A 20,384-nucleotide genomic window follows, 5' to 3' on the forward strand; every position below is an offset into this window, starting at 1 on the left:
GCACTTGCCTCCTCCTGACAGCCTTCTGTCAGGAGCTGCATCTGGAGATGCGCCTCGGCTGATCGCGCTCTTTCCATTTTCGCCAAGACCTCCCATATTCCGGCCATGGTCAAATCCACCGAAAAGAGAACGCCGTCGACGGCGAATGACGACCGCGCCGCGCCCAAGCGGCGCAGCCCGCTGACCGATTTCCTCGACGCCTCGGAACCGCTGCACAAAGGCGGCTTCGCCGAGATGCCGCAGCCCGAACTGTCGGGCACGCCGCTCACCGGTTCGGTCGCGGACTGGGCCGAGCAGATCGAGCAGGAAGCCGAACGCGAAGGGCGCCAGGCCGGCAAGGACGGCGGCAAGTCGCCGAAGCCGTCGAAGAAGATCCCCGAGCGCTCCGCAGCGCCCGGGCGCACGGCGCGTGGCACCTCGATGGGCGGCGCGGCGACAGCCCGCGAGCGCGCGGCGGCCGGCCTCAATCCCGTCGCCGGCCTCGACGTCTCGCTCGAGGAAGCCGAGACGATGACGTCGAGCGGCGTCACCGCGACGGTGGCGGCTCTCTCGGCATTGATTGAATCCGGCAATCCGCTGCACAAGGACGGCGTGCTGTGGACGCCGCACCGGCCTGCCCGGCCGGAAAAGTCCGAGGGCGGGATCATCATCAAGATGGTGTCGGATTTCGAGCCGGCCGGCGACCAGCCGACCGCCATCAAGGACTTGGTCGAGGGCGTCCAAAACAACGACCGCACGCAGGTGCTGCTCGGCGTCACCGGCTCGGGCAAGACCTTCACCATGGCCAAGGTGATCGAGGAGACGCAGCGTCCCGCCTTGATCCTGGCGCCGAACAAGACGCTGGCGGCGCAGCTTTATTCCGAGTTCAAGAAATTCTTCCCCGACAATGCGGTGGAGTATTTCGTCTCCTACTACGACTATTACCAGCCGGAAGCCTACGTTCCGCGCACCGACACCTTCATCGAGAAGGAATCCTCCATCAACGAGCAGATCGACCGGATGCGCCACTCGGCGACGCGCTCGCTGCTCGAACGCGACGACGTCATCATCGTCGCTTCGGTCTCCTGCATCTACGGTATCGGCTCGGTCGAGACCTATACGGCTATGACCTTCCAGATGCAGATCGGCGACCGGCTCGACCAGCGCGCTCTGCTCGCCGACCTCGTCGCCCAGCAATACAAGCGCCAGGACATCAATTTCGTGCGCGGCTCGTTCCGCGTGCGCGGCGACACGATCGAGATCTTCCCGGCCCACCTTGAGGATCGCGCCTGGCGCATCTCCATGTTCGGCGACGAGATCGAGGCGATCACCGAATTCGACCCGCTGACCGGCCAGAAGACAGGCGAGCTGAAAAGCGTCAAGATCTACGCCAATTCGCACTATGTGACGCCGCGCCCGACGCTGAACCAGGCGATCAAGTCGATCAAGGAAGAGCTCAAGCACCGGCTGGCGGAACTCGAACGGGCCGGCCGTCTGCTCGAAGCACAGCGCCTGGAACAGCGCACCCGTTTCGACCTCGAGATGCTGGAAGCCACCGGCTCCTGCGCCGGTATCGAGAACTATTCGCGCTATCTGACCGGCCGCCAGCCGGGCGATCCGCCGCCGACGCTGTTCGAATACATTCCCGATAACGCGCTGGTCTTCATCGACGAGAGCCACGTCACCGTGCCGCAGATCGGCGGCATGTATCGCGGCGACTTCCGGCGCAAGGCGACGCTGGCCGAATACGGTTTCCGGCTGCCGTCCTGCATGGACAACCGGCCACTTCGCTTCGAGGAATGGGACGCCATGCGCCCGTCTTCGATCGCCGTTTCGGCGACGCCCGGCGGCTGGGAGATGGAGCAGTCCGGCGGCGTCTTCGCCGAGCAGGTCATCCGCCCGACCGGCCTGATCGATCCGCCGGTCGAGGTGCGTCCGGCCAAGAGCCAGGTCGACGATGTCGTCGGCGAGATCCGCGAGACGACCAAGGCCGGCTACCGCACGCTGGTCACCGTGCTGACCAAGCGCATGGCCGAGGACCTCACCGAATATCTGCACGAGCAAGGCGTGCGCGTGCGCTACATGCACTCCGACATCGACACGCTGGAGCGTATCGAAATCCTGCGCGATTTGCGCCTCGGCGCCTTCGACGTGCTGGTCGGCATCAACCTTTTGCGCGAAGGCCTCGACATCCCCGAATGCGGCTTCGTCGCCATACTCGACGCCGACAAGGAAGGTTTTTTGCGCTCGGAGACGTCGCTGATCCAGACCATCGGCCGCGCCGCCCGCAATGTCGATGGCAAGGTTATCCTCTATGCCGACCAGGTCACCGGCTCGATGGAACGCGCCATGGCCGAGACCAATCGCCGTCGCGAAAAGCAGATGGAGTGGAACGCCGCCAACGGCATCACGCCGGAATCGGTCAAGTCGCGCATCTCCGACATTCTGGATTCGGTCTACGAGAAGGACCATGTCCGCGCCGACATCTCACAGTTCACCGACAGCGCCGGCGCCATGATGGGCAACAACCTCAAGGCCCATCTGGACGCGCTGGAGAAGCAGATGCGCGACGCCGCCGCCAACCTCGATTTCGAGAAGGCGGCCCGCATTCGCGACGAGATCAAGCGGCTGCGTGAGATGGAGATGTCGATCTCCGACGATCCGCTGGCCAAATACGCCGATATGGAAAGTCCGGTCTCGGGCCGCGAAAAAGGCAAGCACAACAAGGGCGTGGCCAGGCATCGTACATCGGAGGAACAGGAGCGTTTCCGCAAGCTCGACGAAGCACGCGCCGCCGAAGAGGCAGCCAAGGCTGCCCGGCCCAACCTCTTCCGCAAGCCCGATCTCGACGAGATGGGTGCCGATGGCGCGGTGCCGGTGAAGAAGCCGCTGTTCGCCAAACCGTCGATCGACGATATGGGTCCCGGCACCGACATGCCGACGCCGGCCGGTGCGGTGTCGCGCTCGCTGTTCAAGAAACAATCGGCGTCCGAAGCACACGGCTCGGATTTCGGCATTCCCGGCGAGCCGACCAAACCGCTGTTCAAGAAAAACTCTCTCGACGAGATGACCGTGCGCCGCACCGAGAAACCGGTCGAGGGAAAAGTGCCGGCGAAGCCTCAGCCGATCTCCCCCGTTGTTGGGGCCGGCAGGACAGACGGGGGCGCGAAGGAACGCGAGGACAAACCCGTCGTGCGCCAACGCGCCGGCATTGGTTCTTATGAAGACCCCGGCGACGCCCGCCGCGAAAAGCGCCGGCCCGCGAAGACAGGACGGCCCGGAAAGTAGTTCGTTCGAAATGCCGGCGGGACGGCGCCCCCACTGTCCTGCCCGTCCTCCGCAGCAGCTGCGCTGCAGCTGCGGAGGGTGGACCGGACATCTCCCCACGAGTGGGGAGATTGGCAGCTTCAGCGCCCCGCTCGACACTACCCTCCTCTTGCCCAGCGCATGACCTTTGGTGTACTCAGTCCCCACACTCAAACGTCTTGAAAGGAGGGCTGCGTGTTTATCGATCACCATCGTCAGCGTGGCCCGATTTCCGCCCTGCGAGCTTGCTTGCAGGGCTGACCAGGGACGGTCCGGGTTTTTCCCGCTTCGATTTTTTGGTCTGCCCTTCGTGGTGCGCATTGCCGAGCCTGATGGCCGCTTGCGCACTGACAAAGTGCATTGAGCCGGACTTTCCGGATAGACCAGAGAAATCGACATGGCCCTGATCAGCCTCAAATCCCTCGGCGTCACGATGAGTGCGCCGCTCTTTTCCAATCTCGACCTCACCATCGGCAGCGGCGACCGGCTCGGCATCGTTGCCGCCAACGGTCGCGGCAAGTCGACCTTGCTCAAATGCCTGGCCGGCGAGATGGAGCCGACCTGCGGCGACATTACCCGCACGCGCGGCTTGCGCGTCGGCCATGTCGAGCAGTCCGTTCCTGCTGCCCTGCTTGGCCGCAGCTTTCATCAGGTGGTGGCTGACGCTTTGCCGCCCGAGCAAGCCGAAAGCGAACTATGGCGTGTCAATGTGGTGCTGGATTCGCTCGACGTTCCTGAGGCGATGCGCGAGCGAGAGATGCAGGCGCTGAGCGGCGGCTGGCAGAGGCTGGCACTGATCGCGCGTGTCTGGGTCACCGATCCCGACATGCTGCTGCTCGACGAACCGACCAACCATCTCGACCTTGCCCGCATCAGCCAGCTCGAAACTTGGCTGAACGCGCTACCGCGAGAGGTGCCGGTGGTGATCGCCAGCCACGACCGCGCCTTTCTCGACGCCGCCACCAACCGCACGTTGTTCCTGCGCCCGGACCAGTCGCCGGTGTTTTCCCTTCCCTACTCCCGCGCCCGGCAGGCCCTCGATGAGGTCGATGCCTCGACGGAGCGAAAATTCCAGCGCGACATGAAGGTGGCGCAGCACTTGCGACGCCAGGCCGCCAAGCTCAACAATATCGGCATCAATTCGGGCAGCGACCTTCTCACGGTCAAGACCAAGCAGCTCAAGCAGCGCGCGGAGCGACTTGAGGACGCGGCGGCCCCGGCGCATCACGAGAAATCGGCGGGGGCGATCCGGCTGGCCAATCGCGGCACGCACGCCAAGGTGCTGATCACGCTCGACGACGCGGCGGTGGAAACGCCTGACGGCACGCTCTTGTTCAGGACCGGCAAGCGCCACATCTGCCAGGGCGACCGCATCGTGCTGCTTGGCCGCAACGGCGTTGGCAAGTCGCGCTTCGTCACGCTGATCCGCAACGCCATTATCGAACCCGACACGGTTCAGAACGTGAAGGTGACGCCGTCGACGGTGCTCGGCCACAGCGACCAGGCGCTGTCCGGCATCGGCGGCGACGATACGCCACTGGCCATGGTGTCGCGCCGTTACGATGTCGGCGAACAGCGCGCCCGCTCGCTGCTCGCTGGCGCCGGCGTCGGCATCGAGATGCAGGAGAGAAAGATCGGCGTCTTGTCCGGCGGGCAGAAAGCTCGGCTGATGATGCTGGCGCTCAGGCTCGCCAACCCCAACTTCTACCTGCTCGACGAGCCGACCAACCATCTCGACATCGACGGCCAGGAAGCGCTGGAGGAGGAATTGCTCAAGCACCAGGCAAGTTGCGTGCTCGCCTCGCACGATCGCTCCTTCATCCGTGCCATCGGCAACCGCTTCTGGCTGATCGAGAGGCGGCGGCTGACCGAAGTCGACGATCCCGAGGAGTTCTTCCGCTCAGTGGCTGAAGGGGCGGGATAGATCGGATTGTAAGTTATCCGCTTACAGGTCCTTGAATCTTGTAAGCGATCTGTTTACATACGTCATGATCAAGCCTTTCAGGAACAAGGCCCTGTCAGAGCTCTTTCAAGCCGGGAAAACCGGCAAGATCGACACCAAGATGCACAAGCGCGTTCTTGTCCGGCTTGACCGCCTGGAAGCTTCAGAAAAGCCGGAGGAGATGAACCTTCCTGGCTTTGCCTTCCATGCGCTGAGAGGCTTCGATCCCATCCGTTACACGGTCCACGTCAACGGCCCGTGGTGCATCACGTTTGAATTCGACGGCAAGGACGCCGCCCGCGTCGATTTCGAGCAATACCACTGAGGCGGCCAGATTGGAGAAGTTCGACCAATGAGCGTGCACGAGCCGACGCGTCCTATCGAGCGCTGTCCCTCCCACCCGGGAGCGCTGCTTGGGGACATTATCCCGGCAACTGGAAAGACCAAGGTGGAAATTGCAAACCTGCTCGGCATCTCCCGGCAGCAGCTCTATGATATCATCCGCGAAAAGAAGCCGGTTTCACCGGCTGTGGCCGCCCGCCTTGGGAAGCTGTTCGGCGATGGAGCCGCGATCTGGCTTCGCATGCAGGCAGCTTTCGATGCCTGGCATGCCGAACGTGAGGTGGATGTTTCGGCTATTCCGACGCTCAAGGTTGCGTAGGCCGTGGCGCTCGAATGAGAAATTAAACGCTGCGAGAAAAAAAACGACGACCTGTCGGATCGCCTGAACCTGCCTCGTCCTTGGGATGCCGACACGATGATGTCGGCGCCAACCCAGGGAGAATGCATCATGTCCGTCCTTTCCTCCATCGGCCGCATCGCAACCCGATATGCGGCGGCGCGTGCCCGCCATCGCAGCGAGCGCATCCTGCTTTCGCTCCCCGCCGAACTGCGCAAGGACGTTGGCTTTCCGGAGCTCTTCGACGCGCAGAACAGCCGCCGCTCAGCCGCCGTCTCGGCCAAGGTCATATGAGCGGCCGAGCCATGCGTCTATTGCTGGAGTTCGCCGGTCGCCCGGCCAGTCCGGGCCCGGCCCACGAGAAAAATTTCAAGCCCATCTAGGACCGCCGTCACCTCACGCGTCCTATGTCCGCAAGGCCAAATCAAACGTGAAGAGGAACACGCAATGACCGACCAGCCCCCTGTTCAGCCCAAGGCGAAAGTGCTCGGCGGATTGACCCCCTATCTGCAGGTGGACGGCGCCTTCAAGGCTGCCGAATTCTACCAGAAGGCGTTCGGCGCCGAACAGGTCTTTGCCTACCCCGCGGACGAAAAAGGCCGCACGATGCATGTCCACCTCCACATCAACGGCTCGACGCTGATGTTGGGCGACGCCTATCCCGAGCACGGCCACCCGCACCAGGCGCCGCAGGGCTATACGCTCCAGCTTCATCTCGGCAGCGACGAGATCGACGGCTGGTGGCAGCGCGCGGTCGACGCCGGCTGCGAGATCGTGACGCCGCTGCAGGTGATGTTCTGGGGCGACCGCTGGGGCCAGGTGAAGGACCCTTTCGGAGTCGCATGGGCGATGAACGCTCCAGTGGAGCAATAACCGTCGCAATTCGATAGCGGGCGTCAGCACTCTCGGCGAGAAGTGCGCGCCCACCTGCCCCGGGTCGCATCCCTGCCGGCCCGGCGCCGGATGCAGCAAACAAGGAGATTGCCATGTCCTATGTCGACGGTTTCGTGCTTGCCGTGCCAAAGGCAAAACTCGACGATTACAAGAAGCTGGCCAACACCGCCGGCGCCGTCTGGAAGGAACACGGCGCGCTCGCCTATGTCGAGTGCGTCGGCGACGATGTGCCTTATGGCGAGGTCACGTCGTTTCCACGCGCCGTGCAGGCCAAGGACGACGAAGTCGTCGTCTTTTCCTGGATCGTCTACAAATCCAGGCAGGACCGCGACGCGGTCATGGCCAAGGTGATGGCCGATCCACGATTGCAGCCGGATATGTCGACAATGCCGTTCGACGGCAAGCGCATGATCTTCGGCGGATTCCAGACGTTCATGGAATTGTAGGCAACGCACTTGGGCGGAGCGGGAGCGCTCCGCCGGAAATGCCGAGCCGCATTAAGCCAGTCTGTCCAGCAGAGGCTTCAGCCTGTCGCCGTAGCGCTTCCACAGGTCGACCGAGCCTTGATACATCGGCTGGCGCACCTGCGCGGCGGAAGCCGTGCGCACCGGCCGGTCGGTCTGGTGGAACGACAGCACGGCATCGTCCCATGGCAGCCCGAGATAGTTGATCAGCGCCCGGCTCTGGCCTTCCTGGTCGGCGACGAAATCCTCGTAGCGCACATCGTGCACGACGCCAGGCAGCACCTTGTGCCAATGCGCCATGATGTCCGTGTAGAGATTGTGGAAATCGGCGAGTTCGCCCAGATCATAGCCGTAGCGGTGGCTGTCGCCGCGGAAATGCACCTTGTAGATCGAAAGGCAGGTTGCCGCCGCATCGCGGGCGCAATGGATGATCCTGGCCTTTGGCATCATCATGTGGATGAAGCCGACAAGCAGGAAGTTGCCCGGCATCTTGTCGGTGACGTGGCGCATGTGCGGATAGCGGGCATGCAGCATGTCGAGATAGGCGCGTCCCGCCTCGGCAAAATCCGTATCGGGCGCATCCGAAACGCCCCAGGGGAAGCCGCCGGGCATGGTCGCCGGGAACTGCCTGCCGACCGCCGTCTTCAGGATGCCGAGCTCGCCGGCGCCGTAGACCTGCGGATGGCTGGCGATGATCTGCTCGACCAGGGTCGTGCCCGAACGAGGCATGCCGACGACGAAGATCGGCGTATCGTCGGAGATCGCGCTGGGCCTGTGCTTCTGGAAGAAATCCCTGTCGAACACCGTTTTCATAGCCTCGAATTCGGCGCGTGTCCTTTCCGCGTCGTAGTCGATGCCCTTGCGGCGGATGGCATTGCCTTCGGCGAAATAGTCGAAGGCTCTGTTATAATCCTTCAGATCGTCGTTGACCTTGCCGAGGCCGAAGGCAAGCTGCATGCGCGCCAGGCTGTCCGGCAGCGCCTTGGCGTGCTGTGCCTCCATCCCGGTCAATTCGGCATCGCGCTCCTTCTGACGCTTGACCTGCGTCAGCATCAGCCAGGCGCGCGCCATGCCGGGATCGGCCGCCAGCGCCTGCCGGAACAGGTCGGCCGCCTCGTCGAGCTCGCCTTTTTCCATCAACCCGACGCCCAGCCCGTGCAGCAGTTCGGCGTCCTTCGGACGGATCGACAGCGCCTCGCGGAAGACGGCCAGCGCCTCGTCCAGGCGCCCCGCTTCCTGCAAGGTTTCGGCAAGCCCGATGCGGGCGCGGAAATGGAAGGGATTGCGCGCGACCGTGCCGCGATAGATCTCCTCGGCGCCCTCGAACTGCCCAAGCTGTTTCAGTGACGAGCCGAGATTGTCGCGCGCCGCGAGTTGGTCCGGCCGCAGCGCCACCGCGCCGCGGAAGAAGTCGGCGGCCGCCGCAACACGGCCGAGATCGCGCATCACCGTGCCGAGGTTGTTGAGGAAATCCGGATTCTTCGGCTGCAAGCGCACCGATTGCTCGAGGAGACCGAGCCCCTCGGCGCTGCGCCCGGTCTGGTGCAGCAAAAGACCGAGAAAATGCGCAGCCGCCGCATGGTTGACCTTGTGCGTCAGCACTTGCCGATAGAGCGCCTCGGCCTCTTGCCGCCGCCCCGCCTGATGCAGTTGCAGCGCCCTCTGCACATGCTGGTCGAGACTCGACGGCGGCTGTCCGCCCGAGCCGGAGTTGGCGCCAGCACCCGCCGCTCGTCTCTGATCTCTGTTAATGGGAAACCTGCCGTGTTTGTCCGCCTGCCGCGATCTAGGCCATTGGCGCGGCGGGTTCAAGGCTTTGCTTGGTTTCTTGCGCTTGCCATCGGCGCGGACAAGATCAAATCAGCCGGTTGGTCTCGGCCGTCTGCCTGGCGCGCCGAACCGTTCCGTCAGTATCGGCGATCGTCCGCCTTTCAGCCTCGTCGCTTCTGATGGTCAGCCGCGCCGACTTGACGATCATAGGTTTGCCGGTACGCCCGATGGCGACGGCATATGCGGTGGCCGGCCTGATGGGCGGGTTGATCGCTGTGGTATTACCTCTTGAGCTTCTCGCAGAAACCATGGTTTTTGTCCTTTTTGGAGAAATAAAACGCAAATTTCGGGAGTGGACCCCGAAATGATTTTTTGAGAATTTTTGGAAAATATCATCAAACCATAGCAGAGTTTTTCAAATGAACGCAGCAATCTTTTTCCTTTGGCTTACTTATTTTTCCAAATCTTCTTGAAAACCATGCAAAGTCGAGCTAGATATATACGAGCGTTTGGGCCAGAATTGGCATTTCGCGGCGTCAGAGGTTCTCGACCCGCCAATCTCACTCCAAATCATCGATATCGGCAGCGCGGCGCATTTGCTCCGCGACCGTTCTCATTCTTCGAAAGACACCCATGAACACCGGAACCGTGAAATTCTACAATGGCCAGAAGGGTTTTGGCTTCATTCAACCAACCGACGGCGGCAAGGACGTTTTCGTCCACGTCAGCGCATTGGAACGCGCGGGCTTTCCTGGCCTCGCCGAAGGCCAGAAGCTGCAATTCGAGTTGGAGCGTGATGCCAAGGGCCGCGAGTCGGCCGCCAATTTGCAACTGATCTGATCCGGCCGAATTCGATGACCGCTGACCACGGATGTACTGGCAGCTCTCGAAAATGGCTTATTTCCAGCGATTGCCGGAAATAGGAAAGCGGGGCTCGTCCCCGCTTTTTTGCTTTGAGGCTCTCCGCCTCGCATGTCGCCACAGGGCTTAAAACATCAAGGCAGGACAATGCCGGACCGCACGACCCATTCCGTCGCACATTTCATGGCTCCTTTCGTACTCGGCGGGCTGGAAGGGCAACTGCCGGCGGGCGACTACGACATCGATCACGACGAAGAGCTGATCGAGGGCATGTCGCGGCTTGCCTGGCGCCGCGTCGCCACCTTCATCCATTTGCCGGCAAGAGCGGTGAAAAACCCGACCACCAGTCAACTCGTCGCCATCGATTACCTGGACCTCGAAACAGCGCTGAAGCGCGACAGGGAGAATGCAGCATGATCCGTTTCCAGCAGAATGCGCGTCCGCGCACCGACACGCCCTCGCATCTCTTCGCGGTCGGCCAGACCGTGCGCATGAAGAGCCGCACAGGGCTCCTCAACAAGACTGCGGAGCTGTTCGAGATCAAGAGCAGGCTGCCGGTCAAGGACGGCTCCCCGCAGTACCGCATCCGCAGCGAGCAGGAGACCCACGAGCGGGTCACCACGGAAGACAATCTCGAACCAGCCGACAATCCGATTGGTACCGACAATCCGATCGTTGGCAACGATCCGGCGGTCTGAGACCCCGGCGACGCCAGACCACCAGCACGAGGAGCAGACAAGATGGCCAAGGGTCAACAGCGCAGCAACCGCGAAACACGCAAGCCCAAGAAGGATAAGGTGGTGGCCAAGCCCGCCTCCCCGTTCGGCTCGTCGGTCAAGCAGGCCGAGAGCGGCCTGAAGCCGAAATCGAAGAGCTGATCGCGGACGACTTCTTCCGCGCCCATCCCTGCCGCAGAATCTCCTGCCGGAGAATCTCCCTGGCGGAACAACGCATCATGGAGGCGTCCTTGAATTTCGTCATCGAGTTTTACCGATCGCGCGAAGCCGAGGAAGCGACGCTCGACAAGGTGTCGCTGGAAGCCCCTACCCTGCGCGCAGCCTGGCAGGGCGCCACCGCGCTCTTCCATACGCTCGCAATGCCGCAAATCCCCGACCGCGTGCGCATCTGCGATGAGCACGGCAGCGAGCTTTACTCCGGGCCGGCCGACGGCGCCTATCCATCCGCGTTGTGACCGTCACACGTCCCCGAAATTTGTTTTAGACGGCATCCGCGTTTCCCAAAGTGCGGAAAAGACGAACACCCGGCCTTTCAGCAGCGCCCCCCGCCAACGATGCGGTAGTCGGCGGCGCGTGCCTCGCAGGCGTTGGGGAAGGTTCGCAACTCGCCGCCGCGCCGGGCGCAGACCGGCGCGTATTCGCGGGTGCAGAAGGTCTGCTCGCCGCCACCCTCGCCGCCGTCACGGCAGGGACCGTCGCGCACGATGCCATAACCCGCCCGGTCGGCAAGACAGGCATTGGCGAAGGTCTGGCGGTCGCCACCGCGCCGGGCGCAGACGGGCTCGTACTGTTTGGTGCAGAATTGCGGTCCCGGCCGCGGCGGCCGTGGCCGCGGTCCCGGGCCGTCGTCGACGACCACTGTACAGGCGGCAAGAACAGCCGATAGGAACAGGACGACAAAACCCTGTCGCGAGAAGATTGCCGCAAGAAACCTCATGATCGTCTCTCCCTCGATCCTCGCCTCGCTGCGTGCCGCTCCAAATACGCAGCTGTTCGGGACAATGATATTCACGAAGCAAAGGCTCAAACCAGTCGCGCTGTTGCGATCCTCCGCATTCCATCGCCGATTGCAACCCTCGTTTGCAGCCGGCTGCTAAAAAGAACGTCGCCTGGATTATCCCGGCGCCTCGCACCGCCAGCCGTCGCCGCCGCTGGCCCATGCGTGACGGGGCTGTGGCCGATGACCCCTCAGGCAACGAGGCCTATTTGCGGCGCGTCGATGCTCGGATTGGTCGATTCATGCGTCGGGACGCGCCCATCGGGGGCGGCCCGCGGCGCTATCTTGCAACCTTCACTTTTCCGTGCGATAAATTCCGTGTTCGGGCATTTGCGACCCGGAGAGCGGAACGTTTTGGACGACCTTTCCCCGATACTGTGAATCTCTGACGGCCCCGTTTTTCGGCGGGGGGTTTGACCATGCGCCAATGCATGACTGCCGAAAGCTACCACCGGGAACTGCCCTCGACGCGAGGTGGCGGGCAGGACCATCAAGACTGAACGGGTGAAGGAGTTTCCCCAATGGCCCAGACCGGCACCGTTAAATTCTTCAACGCGACCAAAGGCTTCGGTTTCATCACGCCCGACGGTGGCGCCAAGGACGTATTCGTCCACATTTCCGCGATCGAGGCCTCGGGCCTGCGCACGCTCGTCGACGGCCAGAAGGTCACCTTCGACGTCGAGCCGGATCGCATGGGCAAAGGCCCCAAGGCCGTCAACCTCCGCGCCGCCTGAGCCATCGGCCAGCAGCACGCCCTTCCTGGCCGTGCGACTGAGGCTCCGAAGCTTGAATGACTTCGGAAGAGGCAAACGAATTTTGAAGGCGCGGCGATTTTCGTCGCGCCTTTTTCATGTCGCAGCGCAGCAAAAATGCTGTCGCCCCAAAGTGGATCCGGTGTCGGGTCAACGACATGCATCATAATGAAAACTTAAAGCGCGACGCGCTTTAAGTGCCCGCAAAACTTTCTCTTGCCGATGACGCTAAAATAAAGGACAAATTTCCATTCGGGCATTTGCCGGCCCGAGACTGGAGTTTATGGGATCAAAGGAGCTTCCCATGCCGCAGACCGGCACCGTCAAATTCTTCAACCATGCCAAAGGGTTCGGCTTCATCACACCGGATGATGGCGCGAAGGATGTCTTCGTTCATATTTCGGCCGTGCAGGCGTCGGGTCTTCCCGGTCTTGAGGATGGGCAGAAAGTGACATTCGACACCGAGCCTGACAAGCGCGGCAAGGGTCCCAAGGCCGTCAACCTGTCGATCGGCTGAGCCTGCTCCGGAACGGCGGCTGTTCTGGCAGGACAGCTTCGCTCCCTGGAGCGTTCGATAGTTGATGCCCGTGCCCTCCGGTCAGGCAAAAATTCGTTCAGCCCCCGTTCAGCCACGGTCTCATATTAATCTTTCGTAAAGCCGGACCGCATCCCCGGAATTCTTACGGGCCGGCACGAAGGAGATCGACATGAACCGAATTTTCAAGACAGCCGTGCTGTCCGCCGCAGTGGTTGCCACCACGTTCGCGGCCTTGCCCGCGGCCAATGCGGGCGATTGGCGTCACCGCCACCATCATGACCATGGCGATGCCATTGCCGCCGGCGTCCTCGGCCTCGCGGCCGGCGCGCTGATCGGCGGTGCGTTGGCCAACCAGCAGCCGCCGCCCCGCGACTACTACGATGATGGCTATTACGATCGCGATGTGCGGATTCGCCCGGCGCCGGTCCGCCGCTACTATGCCGAACCGCAAGTGGTCTACGCCGACCGCTATGCCGAACCGTGGACGCGCGGCTGGTACGACTATTGCTCCGACCGGTACCGCACCTTCAACGCCCGCACCGGCACCTTCACCGGCAATGACGGCGAGCAGCATTTCTGCACTGCTAACTGATCAAGGGCTTCCCTGCCTCAACAAAAGCGCTGACCGCAAGGCCGGCGCTTTTTTGTCAAGCCGGCACCGGCTTCGGCGCGACGCGCTTCACGTCAAAAACGGATTGCTCCGCCGCTCCTCGCCGAAACGCCCGCCCGGACCGTGGCCGCAGATGAAGCCGATGTCGTCGCCGAGCGGCAAAAGCTTGTCCTTGATCGAGGCGATGAGTGCCGCATGATCGCCGCCCGGCAGGTCGGTGCGCCCGATCGAGCCGCGAAACAGCACGTCCCCGACATGGGCGAACTTGGCCGCGCGGTTGTAATAGACGACATGGCCGGGCGCGTGGCCGGGGCAATGCAGCACCTCGAAGAGATGCGAGCCGAACGAGACCGTCTCGCCTTCGGTGAGAAACCGGTCGGGCACGCAGTTGCGCACGCCGGCAATGCCATAGCGCTCGCCCTGGTTCTCGAGATTGTCGAGCAACATCCTGTCGGCCTCGTGCGGGCCGATGATCTCGACGCCGAGCGCTTCCTTCAACTCCATCGCGCCGCCGGCATGGTCGATATGACCATGCGTGATCCAGATCGCGCCGGCCGATATCGCATTGTCCTTCAGCGCCGCCAGCACCTTGTCGATATCGCCGCCCGGATCGACGACGACACCGTGCTTGTCGTCCATGTCGAACAGGATCGTGCAATTCTGCTGGAAAGGCGTGACCGGCACGATGCCGGCATTGAGCTGACCCATGATCGTCCTTTCGATGTTCACGCCGTGATGTAGAGGCGCGAGCGAAGGGCGTCCACCCTTGGGATCGGTCGTTCCAAAGCGCGTCGCGTCGAAACGCATTCATGCGGCGCGCTCTGGAAACAGAAATGGGCGGCCGAAGCCGCCCATTTGGCCAGCCCGAGATCGCAGGCTTACTTCTTCATGGCGCCCATGACCGCGCCGATAATGCCGGTCAGGATCGCGCCGCCGCCGGCGCCGCCGACGATGTTCTGCAGGTTGAGCGCGCTGCCCAGACCACTCGTCGCTGCCGCAGCCGCTGCCGGATCGACTGTGCCGCCGAGCAGGCTGCCGAGGATCGCCGCGCCGCCGACGCCGCCAATGGCGCCGCCCAGGATCTTGGGAAGCTGCCCCAGCGCCGCCGTCTTGATCGCCGCGCCGACCGCCTGACCACCGATGATGCCTGTAATGATCTGAACGATGATCGGAAGAAGCGTATTCATGTCCATCTTACCAGTCCCTCCATAGCTGCCAGCCTCCCGGGCCGACACCATCATGGAGACGCTGAATTCGGCGAAAGTCAAATGCAGAAACGCTGAAATAAAAGGGGCGGCCCGAAAACCGCCCCTGCTTGCGTGAAAAGCTGTGACTTTCGTTATTCTGCGGCGATCGCGTGCTTCGGCTGAACGGCCGCAGAATAGTCATTCATCAGAGTCTTGGCGATCTCGCCGACCTCGAATCGGTACGGCCCGATCTCCGAAACCGGGGTCACTTCCGCTGCCGTTCCAGTCAGGAAGCACTGCTCGAAGCCCTCGAGTTCTTCCGGCATGATGGCGCGCTCCACCACCTCCAGGCCGCGGTCCTTGGCGAGGCCGATGACCGTGCGGCGGGTGATGCCGTCGAGGAAGCAGTCCGGCTTTGGCGTGTGGATCCTGCCGTCCTTGACGAAGAAGATGTTGGCGCCGGTGGCTTCCGCGACCTGGCCGCGCCAGTCGAGCATCATGGCGTCGGCATAGCCCTTGGCCTCGGCGGCATGCTTGGACATGGTGCAGATCATATAGAGGCCTGCAGCCTTCGATTTGGACGGCGCCGTGCGCGGGTCGGGCCGGCGCCATTCAGCCATATCGAGACGTATGCCTTTCAGCTTCTGCGCCGGATCGAAGTAGCTAGGCCACTGCCAGATGGCGATGGCGCAATTGATGCGGTTGTTCTGCGCCGAAACGCCCATCTGCTCGCTGCCGCGCCAGGCGATCGGCCTGACATAGGCATCCTTGAAGCCCTGCTTCTTCAGCAGGGTGCTGGAGGCGTCGTTGAGCTCGGCCACCGAATAGGGGATCTTGAAGCCGAGCAGCCGCGCCGATTCATGCAGGCGCTCGGTATGCTCGTTGAGCTTGAAGATCTCGCCACCATAGGCGCGCTCGCCCTCGAACACCGCGCTGGCATAGTGCAGGCCGTGGGTCAGCACATGGATCTTGGCCTCGCCCCATTGCACGAACTCGCCATTCATCCAGATGAAGCCGTCCAGTTGATCAAAGGGAACGGATGCCATGGTAACCTCCCGCGGGCGGCAGCCCGCATATCGTTGTTCGTTGCGTGCTCTTGTCGGCCGCGCCATCTGGTTGGGGCGCCTGCCGCTGTCTAGAAAGGTAGGCGGATAATCGTGCTCTGGCAAACTCAGGAAGTTCCGGAAAACCCGGCCTGCCTTGCCTTTTCGTTCGCAATCCGCCCAAAACCTTGTCAAAAATTACCATTGCAGGGAAATTACGTCAATAGTACTGACATAATCTTCCCTGCCCATGGAGAAAAGATGACGGATCGAAGCCGAGCAGCCGGGACACCGATCAGGACCGCGATGTCAATCGAGGATGGCATTGATTTCGCCCTCATCGAGCTGTTTTTCTTCGCCTATCGCGATTTCACCTCGGATCCCGATCAGATCCTGGCCGACTATGGCTTCGGCCGCGCCCACCACAGGGTGCTGCATTTCGTCAACCGCAGGCCGGGCCTGACGGTCGCCGAACTGCTCGATGTCTTGAAGATCACCAAGCAGAGCCTGGCGCGCGTGCTGAAGCAGCTGATCGACACCGACCATGTCGTGCAGTTGCAAGGGCCGCGCGACCGTCGCCAGCGCGAACTGTATCCGACCGCCAAGGGCCGCGCGCTGGCGCTGGCGCTGGCACGGCCACAGTCGCGCCGCATCCATGCTGCATTGGAAGATTCCGGAGCCGCCGAACGGACCCAGGTGGAACGCTTCCTCGAAGCAATGGTCAATCCGGAACTGAGAGCCCAGATCGACGTTGGGTCCGCAAAAATGTCAGGGAAAAGCCATGGAGAGCACTGAACGCGCTGATCACGCGGCCGCACCGGACGACGATGCGCCGCATCTGCTTGTGGTCGATGACGACACCCGCATCCGCAACCTGCTCAAGCAATATCTGACCGAAAACGGTTTTCGCGTCACCGTCGCCGGCAATTCGGGCGAAGCCCGGCGCAAGCTCGCCGGCCTCGACTTCGATCTTCTTGTGCTGGATGTGATGATGCCCGGCGAAAACGGCGTCGACCTGACCAAGGCGCTGCGGGCCGAGAAGAACGTGCCGATCCTGATGCTGACGGCGCTATCGGAAACCGACAGCCGCATCACCGGCCTGGAGGCCGGCGCCGACGATTACCTGCCAAAGCCCTTCGATCCGCGCGAATTGATCCTGCGCATAAACAACATCCTGCGCCGCGGCGGCCCTGCGACCACGCCCAAGGTGGAGCAGCTCGTCTTCGGTCCCTACACATTCCAGATCGCCAGGCGCGAATTGAAGCGTGGCGGCGAGGCGCTGAAGCTGACCGATCGCGAGCAGGAGATCCTGGCGATATTCGCCGCGCGCGCCGGCGAAACCATCCCGCGCCACGAACTGGTCGGCGACGAATCGGATGTCGGCGAGCGCACCATCGACGTCCAGATCAATCGGCTGCGCCGCAAGATCGAGCGCGATCCCTCCAATCCGGTCTGGCTGCAGACGGTCCGCGGTATTGGGTATCGGCTCAGCGTCGAATAGACTACCGCCTTCGGCCTGCCTGACGGCCACGGAGCGAGCGAAAGGTGAATGGCGACCACGGAACTGGAACAGCCGGAATCTGACGGCTTGAGCATGCGCTCCACCCGGCTGCTCAAGAGGGTTCCGCGCGTCTGGAACCGGTTCTGGCGCCTCGTTTCGCTCTATATGCCCAAGCGCCTCTACGCGCGCTCGCTGATCATCGTCATCGCGCCGATGATCCTGCTGCAATCGGTGGTCGCTTTCGTCTTCATGGAGCGGCATTGGGCGACCGTGACGCAGCGCCTGTCGCAGGCGACCGTGCGCGACATCGCCGCCATCATCGACCTGATCGAGACCTATCCGCACGACGCCGACTACGCCAACATCATCCGCATCGCCCAGGACCGCATGCAGTTGAAGGTCGACCTCCTGCCGCCCGACCCGCTGCCGCCGCCCGGGCCGAAGCCGTTCTTCTCCATCCTCGACGACGTTCTCTCCGCCGAGATCACCCGCCAGATCAACCGGCCGTTCTGGATCGATACGGTCGGCAACTCCAACATCATCGAGGTCCGCGTCCAGCTCGAAGGCAAGGTGTTGCGCGTCTTCGTGCGCCGCAGCCAGGCCTATGCTTCGAACACGCACATCTTCCTGATCTGGATGGTCGGTACCTCGCTGGTGCTGCTGATGATCGCCATTCCCTTCCTGCGCAACCAGATCCGGCCGATCCTGACGCTGGCCGAAGCCGCCGAAAGCTTCGGCAAGGGCCGGCCGATGCCGCGTGATTTCCGCCCGCGCGGCGCGGAGGAGGTCCGCCGCGCCGGCTTTGCCTTCATCCAGATGCGCGAGCGCATCGAGCGCCAGATCGAACAGCGCACCGCCATGCTCACCGGCGTCAGCCATGACCTCAGAACCATCCTCACCCGCTTCAAGCTGCAGCTGGCGCTGGCGGGCGGCAAGGCCGAGACGAAGGCCGCGCTCAACCAGGACATCGACGACATGCAGTCGATGCTCGAAGGCTATCTTGCCTTCGCCCGCGGCGAGGCCTCGGAAGACACCGGGCGCTTCGATCTCGAAGCCTATTTCCAGAAGCTGAGCGAGGAAGCTCGGTTGCGCAAATGCAAATTGTCGACGACGCTTTCCGGCGATCCGACCGTGCATGTGCGGCCGAACGCCTTCGCCCGGCTGATGTCGAATGTCATCGGCAACGCCTTCCGCTACGCCAAGACGGTGGAGGTGGCCGCCAATCATGGCCGCGGCTCGCTCGTGGTCACCATCGACGATGACGGTCCGGGCATTCCGGCCGAAAAGCGCGAAGAGGTGTTCAAACCCTTCATGCGGCTCGACGAGGCCCGCAATCTCGATGCCAGCGGCACTGGCCTCGGCCTGTCGATCGCCCGCGACATCGCCCGCAGCCATGGCGGCGACATCACGCTCGATGTCAGCCCGCTCGGCGGCTTGCGCGCCGTGATCAAGGTTCCGGCCTGACAGGGACTTAATCGCGGGAAGCGGAAACCGTTTCCGGACGAGGTCATGTTCGGCCGATTTCATTGGCGCGTCATGAAACCATGCTGAAGAGCGCGCATGAAGCGCGCGACCTCACTTGATTCGAGCCCCCCGTCTCACTTCGATCCCGTGCCCGCCCGGGTGCGCTGGAGCGAAGCGAGGGCCGCAGGCTGGTCGCCGTCCCGGCATCATACCGAGGCAACCGCCGACCTTTCGAGCAAAGGCCCGCCATGCGCATATTGATGGTCACCGACGCCTGGCGCCCGCAGGTCAATGGCGTCGTCCACACGCTGGAGCGGCTCACCGAGACGCTGAAATCGTTCGACGTCGCGGTGGATTTCCTGACGCCCAACATCTTTCACACTTTGCCCTTGCCGACCTATCCCGATATCCGCCTGGCGCTGACCACGCCAGGTCATGTCGCGCGCCTGATCGAGGCCTACAAGGCAGACCACATCCACATCGTCACCGAAGGTCCGCTCGGCATCATGGCGCGGCGCTACTGCCGCAATGCCGGCCGGCCGTTTACCACCAGCTACCACACACGCTTTCCCGAATATCTCAGCGCCCGGCTGCCGGTGCCGGAAAGCTGGGCCTATCGCTGGCTGCGCGATTTCCACAATTCCGGCCAAGGCACGCTGGTCGCGACGCAGTCGCTGGCGGATGATCTTGCAGCGCGCGGCTTCAACAAGCTGAGGCCATGGACGCGCGGCGTCGATACCGATCATTTCCGGCCCGACAAGAGGAAGGATCTCGGCTTCCCCGGCCCGTTGTTCCTCTGTGTCGGCCGCGTCGCCATCGAGAAGAACCTCTCCGCCTTCCTCGATCTCGACCTTCCCGGCAGCAAGGTGATTGTCGGCGAGGGCCCGGAACTGGCGAAGCTCAAGGCGCGCTACCCCGCCGCGCATTTCCTTGGCCACCGCCCCAACGACGAACTGGCCGAAATCTACGCCTCGGCCGACGTCTTCGTCTTTCCGAGCCGCACCGACACCTTCGGCAACGTCATCATCGAAGCGCTCGCCAGCGGCACGCCGGTCGCCGCCTTTCCGGTCACGGGACCGATCGACATCGTCGGCGACGGCTTCGGCGGCGCGATCTCCAACGACCTGCGCGCGGCATCGCTCGCCGCCCTCGATGTCGACCGCGCCCAGGCGCGAGAACGCGCCATGCGCTACAGCTGGAAAGCCTGTGCGGAAATGTTTCTCGATACGGTCCAGGAGGCGCTGGGCACGACGCGGAAGCTGGCAGCCTGACGCTACCTCTCGGCTAAAACAGCCGCCCGCCGTCCGGCACCTTGCGCTCGATGGCGCCGAGCACCACGGCGCCCTCCTCGTCGGGAAAGCCGAGCGTCAGCACTTCCGACATGAACGGCCCGATCTGGCGCGGCGGAAAATTGACCACCGCGAACACCTGCCGGCCGATGAGCGTCTCGGGCGTATAATATTTGGTGATCTGTGCCGACGATTTCTTCACCCCGATCTCGGGGCCGAAATCGATCTTGAGCTTGAACGCCGGCTTGCGTGCCTGCGGAAACGGTTCGGCCTCGAGGATCGTGCCGGCGCGGATGTCGACACGATCGAAATCGGCGAAACTGATCTCGGGCTTGCGCTCGCTGCTTGAACTCATGTCGAAAACATCTTGG

Annotated in this window: 26 protein-coding genes; 19 read left to right on the top strand and 7 right to left on the bottom strand. The window is 62.9% G+C overall.

The window, feature by feature from the left end; translation table 11 throughout:
- The first annotated feature begins 105 nt into the window (after window positions 1–105).
- The 7 genes from uvrB to FJ953_RS09765 all read left to right on the top strand — a co-directional run bounded on the left by uvrB (window position 106) and on the right by FJ953_RS09765 (window position 7,246).
- Window positions 106–3,267, top strand: coding sequence for an excinuclease ABC subunit UvrB (gene uvrB / locus FJ953_RS09735; protein ID WP_140624130.1), 3,162 nt, complete (start codon window positions 106–108; stop codon window positions 3,265–3,267).
- 415 nt (window positions 3,268–3,682) lie between these two features.
- Entirely contained in the window at window positions 3,683–5,209 is a 1,527-nt protein-coding gene (locus FJ953_RS09740) for an ABC-F family ATP-binding cassette domain-containing protein (RefSeq protein WP_140624132.1), read from the top strand.
- A gap of 64 nt (window positions 5,210–5,273) precedes the next feature.
- Window positions 5,274–5,552: a type II toxin-antitoxin system RelE/ParE family toxin gene (locus FJ953_RS09745; RefSeq protein WP_140624134.1), complete on the top strand. Its 279-nt coding sequence runs from the start codon at window positions 5,274–5,276 to the stop codon at window positions 5,550–5,552.
- 27 nt (window positions 5,553–5,579) lie between these two features.
- Window positions 5,580–5,888 carry a HigA family addiction module antitoxin gene (locus FJ953_RS09750; protein WP_140556065.1) on the top strand — a complete coding sequence of 103 codons (309 nt, stop codon included), beginning with the start codon at window positions 5,580–5,582 and terminating at the stop codon, window positions 5,886–5,888.
- 129 nt (window positions 5,889–6,017) lie between these two features.
- Window positions 6,018–6,200, top strand: coding sequence for a hypothetical protein (locus FJ953_RS09755; protein WP_140556066.1), 183 nt, complete (start codon window positions 6,018–6,020; stop codon window positions 6,198–6,200).
- A 153-nt stretch (window positions 6,201–6,353) separates the two neighbouring features.
- Window positions 6,354–6,779 carry a glyoxalase/bleomycin resistance/extradiol dioxygenase family protein gene (locus FJ953_RS09760; RefSeq protein WP_140624136.1) on the top strand — a complete coding sequence of 142 codons (426 nt, stop codon included), beginning with the start codon at window positions 6,354–6,356 and terminating at the stop codon, window positions 6,777–6,779.
- A 113-nt stretch (window positions 6,780–6,892) separates the two neighbouring features.
- Entirely contained in the window at window positions 6,893–7,246 is a 354-nt protein-coding gene (locus FJ953_RS09765) for a DUF1428 domain-containing protein (RefSeq protein WP_140624138.1), read from the top strand.
- A gap of 51 nt (window positions 7,247–7,297) precedes the next feature.
- Here FJ953_RS09765 and FJ953_RS09770 read toward each other — a convergent pair whose 3' ends face one another.
- Window positions 7,298–8,932, bottom strand: coding sequence for a tetratricopeptide repeat-containing sulfotransferase family protein (locus FJ953_RS09770; protein ID WP_140624140.1), 1,635 nt, complete (start codon window positions 8,930–8,932; stop codon window positions 7,298–7,300).
- Window positions 8,933–9,119: 187 nt separating this feature from the next.
- Window positions 9,120–9,344: a hypothetical protein gene (locus tag FJ953_RS09775; RefSeq protein WP_140495997.1), complete on the bottom strand. Its 225-nt coding sequence runs from the start codon at window positions 9,342–9,344 to the stop codon at window positions 9,120–9,122.
- A gap of 323 nt (window positions 9,345–9,667) precedes the next feature.
- Here FJ953_RS09775 and FJ953_RS09780 point away from each other — a divergent pair, with 323 nt between their 5' ends.
- The 5 genes from FJ953_RS09780 (at window position 9,668) to FJ953_RS09795 (ending at window position 11,087) form a co-directional block, all read left to right on the top strand.
- Window positions 9,668–9,874 (top strand): cold-shock protein, encoded by a 207-nt coding sequence (locus FJ953_RS09780; RefSeq protein WP_140495998.1) that lies wholly within the window; start codon window positions 9,668–9,670, stop codon window positions 9,872–9,874.
- Window positions 9,875–10,042: 168 nt separating this feature from the next.
- The gene (locus FJ953_RS09785; RefSeq protein WP_140516870.1) at window positions 10,043–10,312 is read left to right on the top strand and encodes a hypothetical protein; all 270 of its coding nucleotides are present in this window, start codon (window positions 10,043–10,045) and stop codon (window positions 10,310–10,312) included.
- Window positions 10,309–10,593, top strand: a complete 285-nt coding sequence (locus FJ953_RS09790) for a hypothetical protein (protein WP_140560619.1) — start codon at window positions 10,309–10,311, stop codon at window positions 10,591–10,593. The genes FJ953_RS09785 and FJ953_RS09790 overlap by 4 nt, the downstream gene beginning before the upstream one ends.
- Before the next feature lie 42 nt (window positions 10,594–10,635).
- Entirely contained in the window at window positions 10,636–10,773 is a 138-nt protein-coding gene (locus tag FJ953_RS30405; RefSeq protein ID WP_181165218.1) for a hypothetical protein, read from the top strand.
- Window positions 10,774–10,862: 89 nt separating this feature from the next.
- Complete coding sequence (locus tag FJ953_RS09795; RefSeq protein ID WP_140496001.1) at window positions 10,863–11,087, top strand: hypothetical protein; 225 nt, start codon at window positions 10,863–10,865, stop codon at window positions 11,085–11,087.
- Window positions 11,088–11,164: 77 nt separating this feature from the next.
- On the opposite strand, the gene FJ953_RS09800 is transcribed toward FJ953_RS09795, so the two are convergent.
- Window positions 11,165–11,569, bottom strand: coding sequence for a Kazal-type serine protease inhibitor (locus tag FJ953_RS09800; RefSeq protein WP_140496002.1), 405 nt, complete (start codon window positions 11,567–11,569; stop codon window positions 11,165–11,167).
- 581 nt (window positions 11,570–12,150) lie between these two features.
- Between FJ953_RS09800 and FJ953_RS09805 the strand changes: the two genes are divergently transcribed.
- From FJ953_RS09805 to FJ953_RS09815, 3 genes are all read left to right on the top strand, one after another.
- On the top strand, window positions 12,151–12,363 hold the full coding sequence (locus FJ953_RS09805; RefSeq protein ID WP_006202520.1) for a cold-shock protein: 213 nt from the start codon (window positions 12,151–12,153) through the stop codon (window positions 12,361–12,363).
- A gap of 322 nt (window positions 12,364–12,685) precedes the next feature.
- Complete coding sequence (locus FJ953_RS09810; protein ID WP_006202521.1) at window positions 12,686–12,898, top strand: cold-shock protein; 213 nt, start codon at window positions 12,686–12,688, stop codon at window positions 12,896–12,898.
- Between the two features lie 190 nt (window positions 12,899–13,088).
- Entirely contained in the window at window positions 13,089–13,511 is a 423-nt protein-coding gene (locus tag FJ953_RS09815) for a BA14K family protein (RefSeq protein WP_140516874.1), read from the top strand.
- An 87-nt stretch (window positions 13,512–13,598) separates the two neighbouring features.
- Here FJ953_RS09815 and FJ953_RS09820 read toward each other — a convergent pair whose 3' ends face one another.
- The 3 genes from FJ953_RS09820 to FJ953_RS09830 all read right to left on the bottom strand — a co-directional run bounded on the left by FJ953_RS09820 (window position 13,599) and on the right by FJ953_RS09830 (window position 15,762).
- Window positions 13,599–14,237 carry an MBL fold metallo-hydrolase gene (locus FJ953_RS09820; protein WP_140496004.1) on the bottom strand — a complete coding sequence of 213 codons (639 nt, stop codon included), beginning with the start codon at window positions 14,235–14,237 and terminating at the stop codon, window positions 13,599–13,601.
- Between the two features lie 170 nt (window positions 14,238–14,407).
- The gene (locus tag FJ953_RS09825) at window positions 14,408–14,722 is read right to left on the bottom strand and encodes a hypothetical protein (protein WP_140496005.1); all 315 of its coding nucleotides are present in this window, start codon (window positions 14,720–14,722) and stop codon (window positions 14,408–14,410) included.
- 146 nt (window positions 14,723–14,868) lie between these two features.
- Window positions 14,869–15,762 (bottom strand): branched-chain amino acid aminotransferase, encoded by an 894-nt coding sequence (locus FJ953_RS09830; protein ID WP_140496006.1) that lies wholly within the window; start codon window positions 15,760–15,762, stop codon window positions 14,869–14,871.
- Between the two features lie 258 nt (window positions 15,763–16,020).
- Between FJ953_RS09830 and FJ953_RS09835 the strand changes: the two genes are divergently transcribed.
- The 4 genes from FJ953_RS09835 to FJ953_RS09850 all read left to right on the top strand — a co-directional run bounded on the left by FJ953_RS09835 (window position 16,021) and on the right by FJ953_RS09850 (window position 19,995).
- Window positions 16,021–16,554, top strand: a complete 534-nt coding sequence (locus tag FJ953_RS09835; RefSeq protein WP_181165219.1) for a MarR family transcriptional regulator — start codon at window positions 16,021–16,023, stop codon at window positions 16,552–16,554.
- A complete protein-coding gene (locus FJ953_RS09840) occupies window positions 16,541–17,260 on the top strand; it encodes a response regulator transcription factor (protein WP_140496007.1) in 720 nt (239 codons plus the stop codon). The genes FJ953_RS09835 and FJ953_RS09840 overlap by 14 nt, the downstream gene beginning before the upstream one ends.
- Before the next feature lie 48 nt (window positions 17,261–17,308).
- A complete protein-coding gene (locus tag FJ953_RS09845; RefSeq protein WP_140624142.1) occupies window positions 17,309–18,724 on the top strand; it encodes an ATP-binding protein in 1,416 nt (471 codons plus the stop codon).
- Between the two features lie 248 nt (window positions 18,725–18,972).
- Window positions 18,973–19,995 carry a glycosyltransferase family 1 protein gene (locus FJ953_RS09850; protein WP_140624144.1) on the top strand — a complete coding sequence of 341 codons (1,023 nt, stop codon included), beginning with the start codon at window positions 18,973–18,975 and terminating at the stop codon, window positions 19,993–19,995.
- A gap of 13 nt (window positions 19,996–20,008) precedes the next feature.
- Here FJ953_RS09850 and FJ953_RS09855 read toward each other — a convergent pair whose 3' ends face one another.
- On the bottom strand, window positions 20,009–20,368 hold the full coding sequence (locus tag FJ953_RS09855; protein ID WP_140567062.1) for a tRNA-binding protein: 360 nt from the start codon (window positions 20,366–20,368) through the stop codon (window positions 20,009–20,011).
- Window positions 20,369–20,384: the final 16 nt, after the last annotated feature.

Source organism: Mesorhizobium sp. B2-3-6, from assembly GCF_006442305.1.
GTDB lineage: Bacteria > Pseudomonadota > Alphaproteobacteria > Rhizobiales > Rhizobiaceae > Mesorhizobium.

What these genes read in the sequence shown, in the direction of transcription:
- uvrB (WP_140624130.1), top strand. Translation starts at nt 106, where the DNA reads ATGGTCAAATCCACCGAAAAGAGAACGCCGTCGACGGCGAATGACGAC.
- FJ953_RS09740 (WP_140624132.1), top strand. Translation starts at nt 3,683, where the DNA reads ATGGCCCTGATCAGCCTCAAATCCCTCGGCGTCACGATGAGTGCGCCG.
- FJ953_RS09745 (WP_140624134.1), top strand. Translation starts at nt 5,274, where the DNA reads ATGATCAAGCCTTTCAGGAACAAGGCCCTGTCAGAGCTCTTTCAAGCC.
- FJ953_RS09750 (WP_140556065.1), top strand. Translation starts at nt 5,580, where the DNA reads ATGAGCGTGCACGAGCCGACGCGTCCTATCGAGCGCTGTCCCTCCCAC.
- FJ953_RS09755 (WP_140556066.1), top strand. Translation starts at nt 6,018, where the DNA reads ATGTCCGTCCTTTCCTCCATCGGCCGCATCGCAACCCGATATGCGGCG.
- FJ953_RS09760 (WP_140624136.1), top strand. Translation starts at nt 6,354, where the DNA reads ATGACCGACCAGCCCCCTGTTCAGCCCAAGGCGAAAGTGCTCGGCGGA.
- FJ953_RS09765 (WP_140624138.1), top strand. Translation starts at nt 6,893, where the DNA reads ATGTCCTATGTCGACGGTTTCGTGCTTGCCGTGCCAAAGGCAAAACTC.
- FJ953_RS09775 (WP_140495997.1), bottom strand. Translation starts at nt 9,344, where the DNA reads ATGGTTTCTGCGAGAAGCTCAAGAGGTAATACCACAGCGATCAACCCG.
- FJ953_RS09780 (WP_140495998.1), top strand. Translation starts at nt 9,668, where the DNA reads ATGAACACCGGAACCGTGAAATTCTACAATGGCCAGAAGGGTTTTGGC.
- FJ953_RS09785 (WP_140516870.1), top strand. Translation starts at nt 10,043, where the DNA reads ATGCCGGACCGCACGACCCATTCCGTCGCACATTTCATGGCTCCTTTC.
- FJ953_RS09790 (WP_140560619.1), top strand. Translation starts at nt 10,309, where the DNA reads ATGATCCGTTTCCAGCAGAATGCGCGTCCGCGCACCGACACGCCCTCG.
- FJ953_RS30405 (WP_181165218.1), top strand. Translation starts at nt 10,636, where the DNA reads ATGGCCAAGGGTCAACAGCGCAGCAACCGCGAAACACGCAAGCCCAAG.
- FJ953_RS09800 (WP_140496002.1), bottom strand. Translation starts at nt 11,569, where the DNA reads ATGAGGTTTCTTGCGGCAATCTTCTCGCGACAGGGTTTTGTCGTCCTG.
- FJ953_RS09805 (WP_006202520.1), top strand. Translation starts at nt 12,151, where the DNA reads ATGGCCCAGACCGGCACCGTTAAATTCTTCAACGCGACCAAAGGCTTC.
- FJ953_RS09810 (WP_006202521.1), top strand. Translation starts at nt 12,686, where the DNA reads ATGCCGCAGACCGGCACCGTCAAATTCTTCAACCATGCCAAAGGGTTC.
- FJ953_RS09815 (WP_140516874.1), top strand. Translation starts at nt 13,089, where the DNA reads ATGAACCGAATTTTCAAGACAGCCGTGCTGTCCGCCGCAGTGGTTGCC.
- FJ953_RS09820 (WP_140496004.1), bottom strand. Translation starts at nt 14,237, where the DNA reads ATGGGTCAGCTCAATGCCGGCATCGTGCCGGTCACGCCTTTCCAGCAG.
- FJ953_RS09825 (WP_140496005.1), bottom strand. Translation starts at nt 14,722, where the DNA reads ATGGACATGAATACGCTTCTTCCGATCATCGTTCAGATCATTACAGGC.
- FJ953_RS09830 (WP_140496006.1), bottom strand. Translation starts at nt 15,762, where the DNA reads ATGGCATCCGTTCCCTTTGATCAACTGGACGGCTTCATCTGGATGAAT.
- FJ953_RS09835 (WP_181165219.1), top strand. Translation starts at nt 16,021, where the DNA reads ATGACGGATCGAAGCCGAGCAGCCGGGACACCGATCAGGACCGCGATG.
- FJ953_RS09840 (WP_140496007.1), top strand. Translation starts at nt 16,541, where the DNA reads ATGGAGAGCACTGAACGCGCTGATCACGCGGCCGCACCGGACGACGAT.
- FJ953_RS09845 (WP_140624142.1), top strand. Translation starts at nt 17,309, where the DNA reads ATGGCGACCACGGAACTGGAACAGCCGGAATCTGACGGCTTGAGCATG.
- FJ953_RS09850 (WP_140624144.1), top strand. Translation starts at nt 18,973, where the DNA reads ATGCGCATATTGATGGTCACCGACGCCTGGCGCCCGCAGGTCAATGGC.
- FJ953_RS09855 (WP_140567062.1), bottom strand. Translation starts at nt 20,368, where the DNA reads ATGAGTTCAAGCAGCGAGCGCAAGCCCGAGATCAGTTTCGCCGATTTC.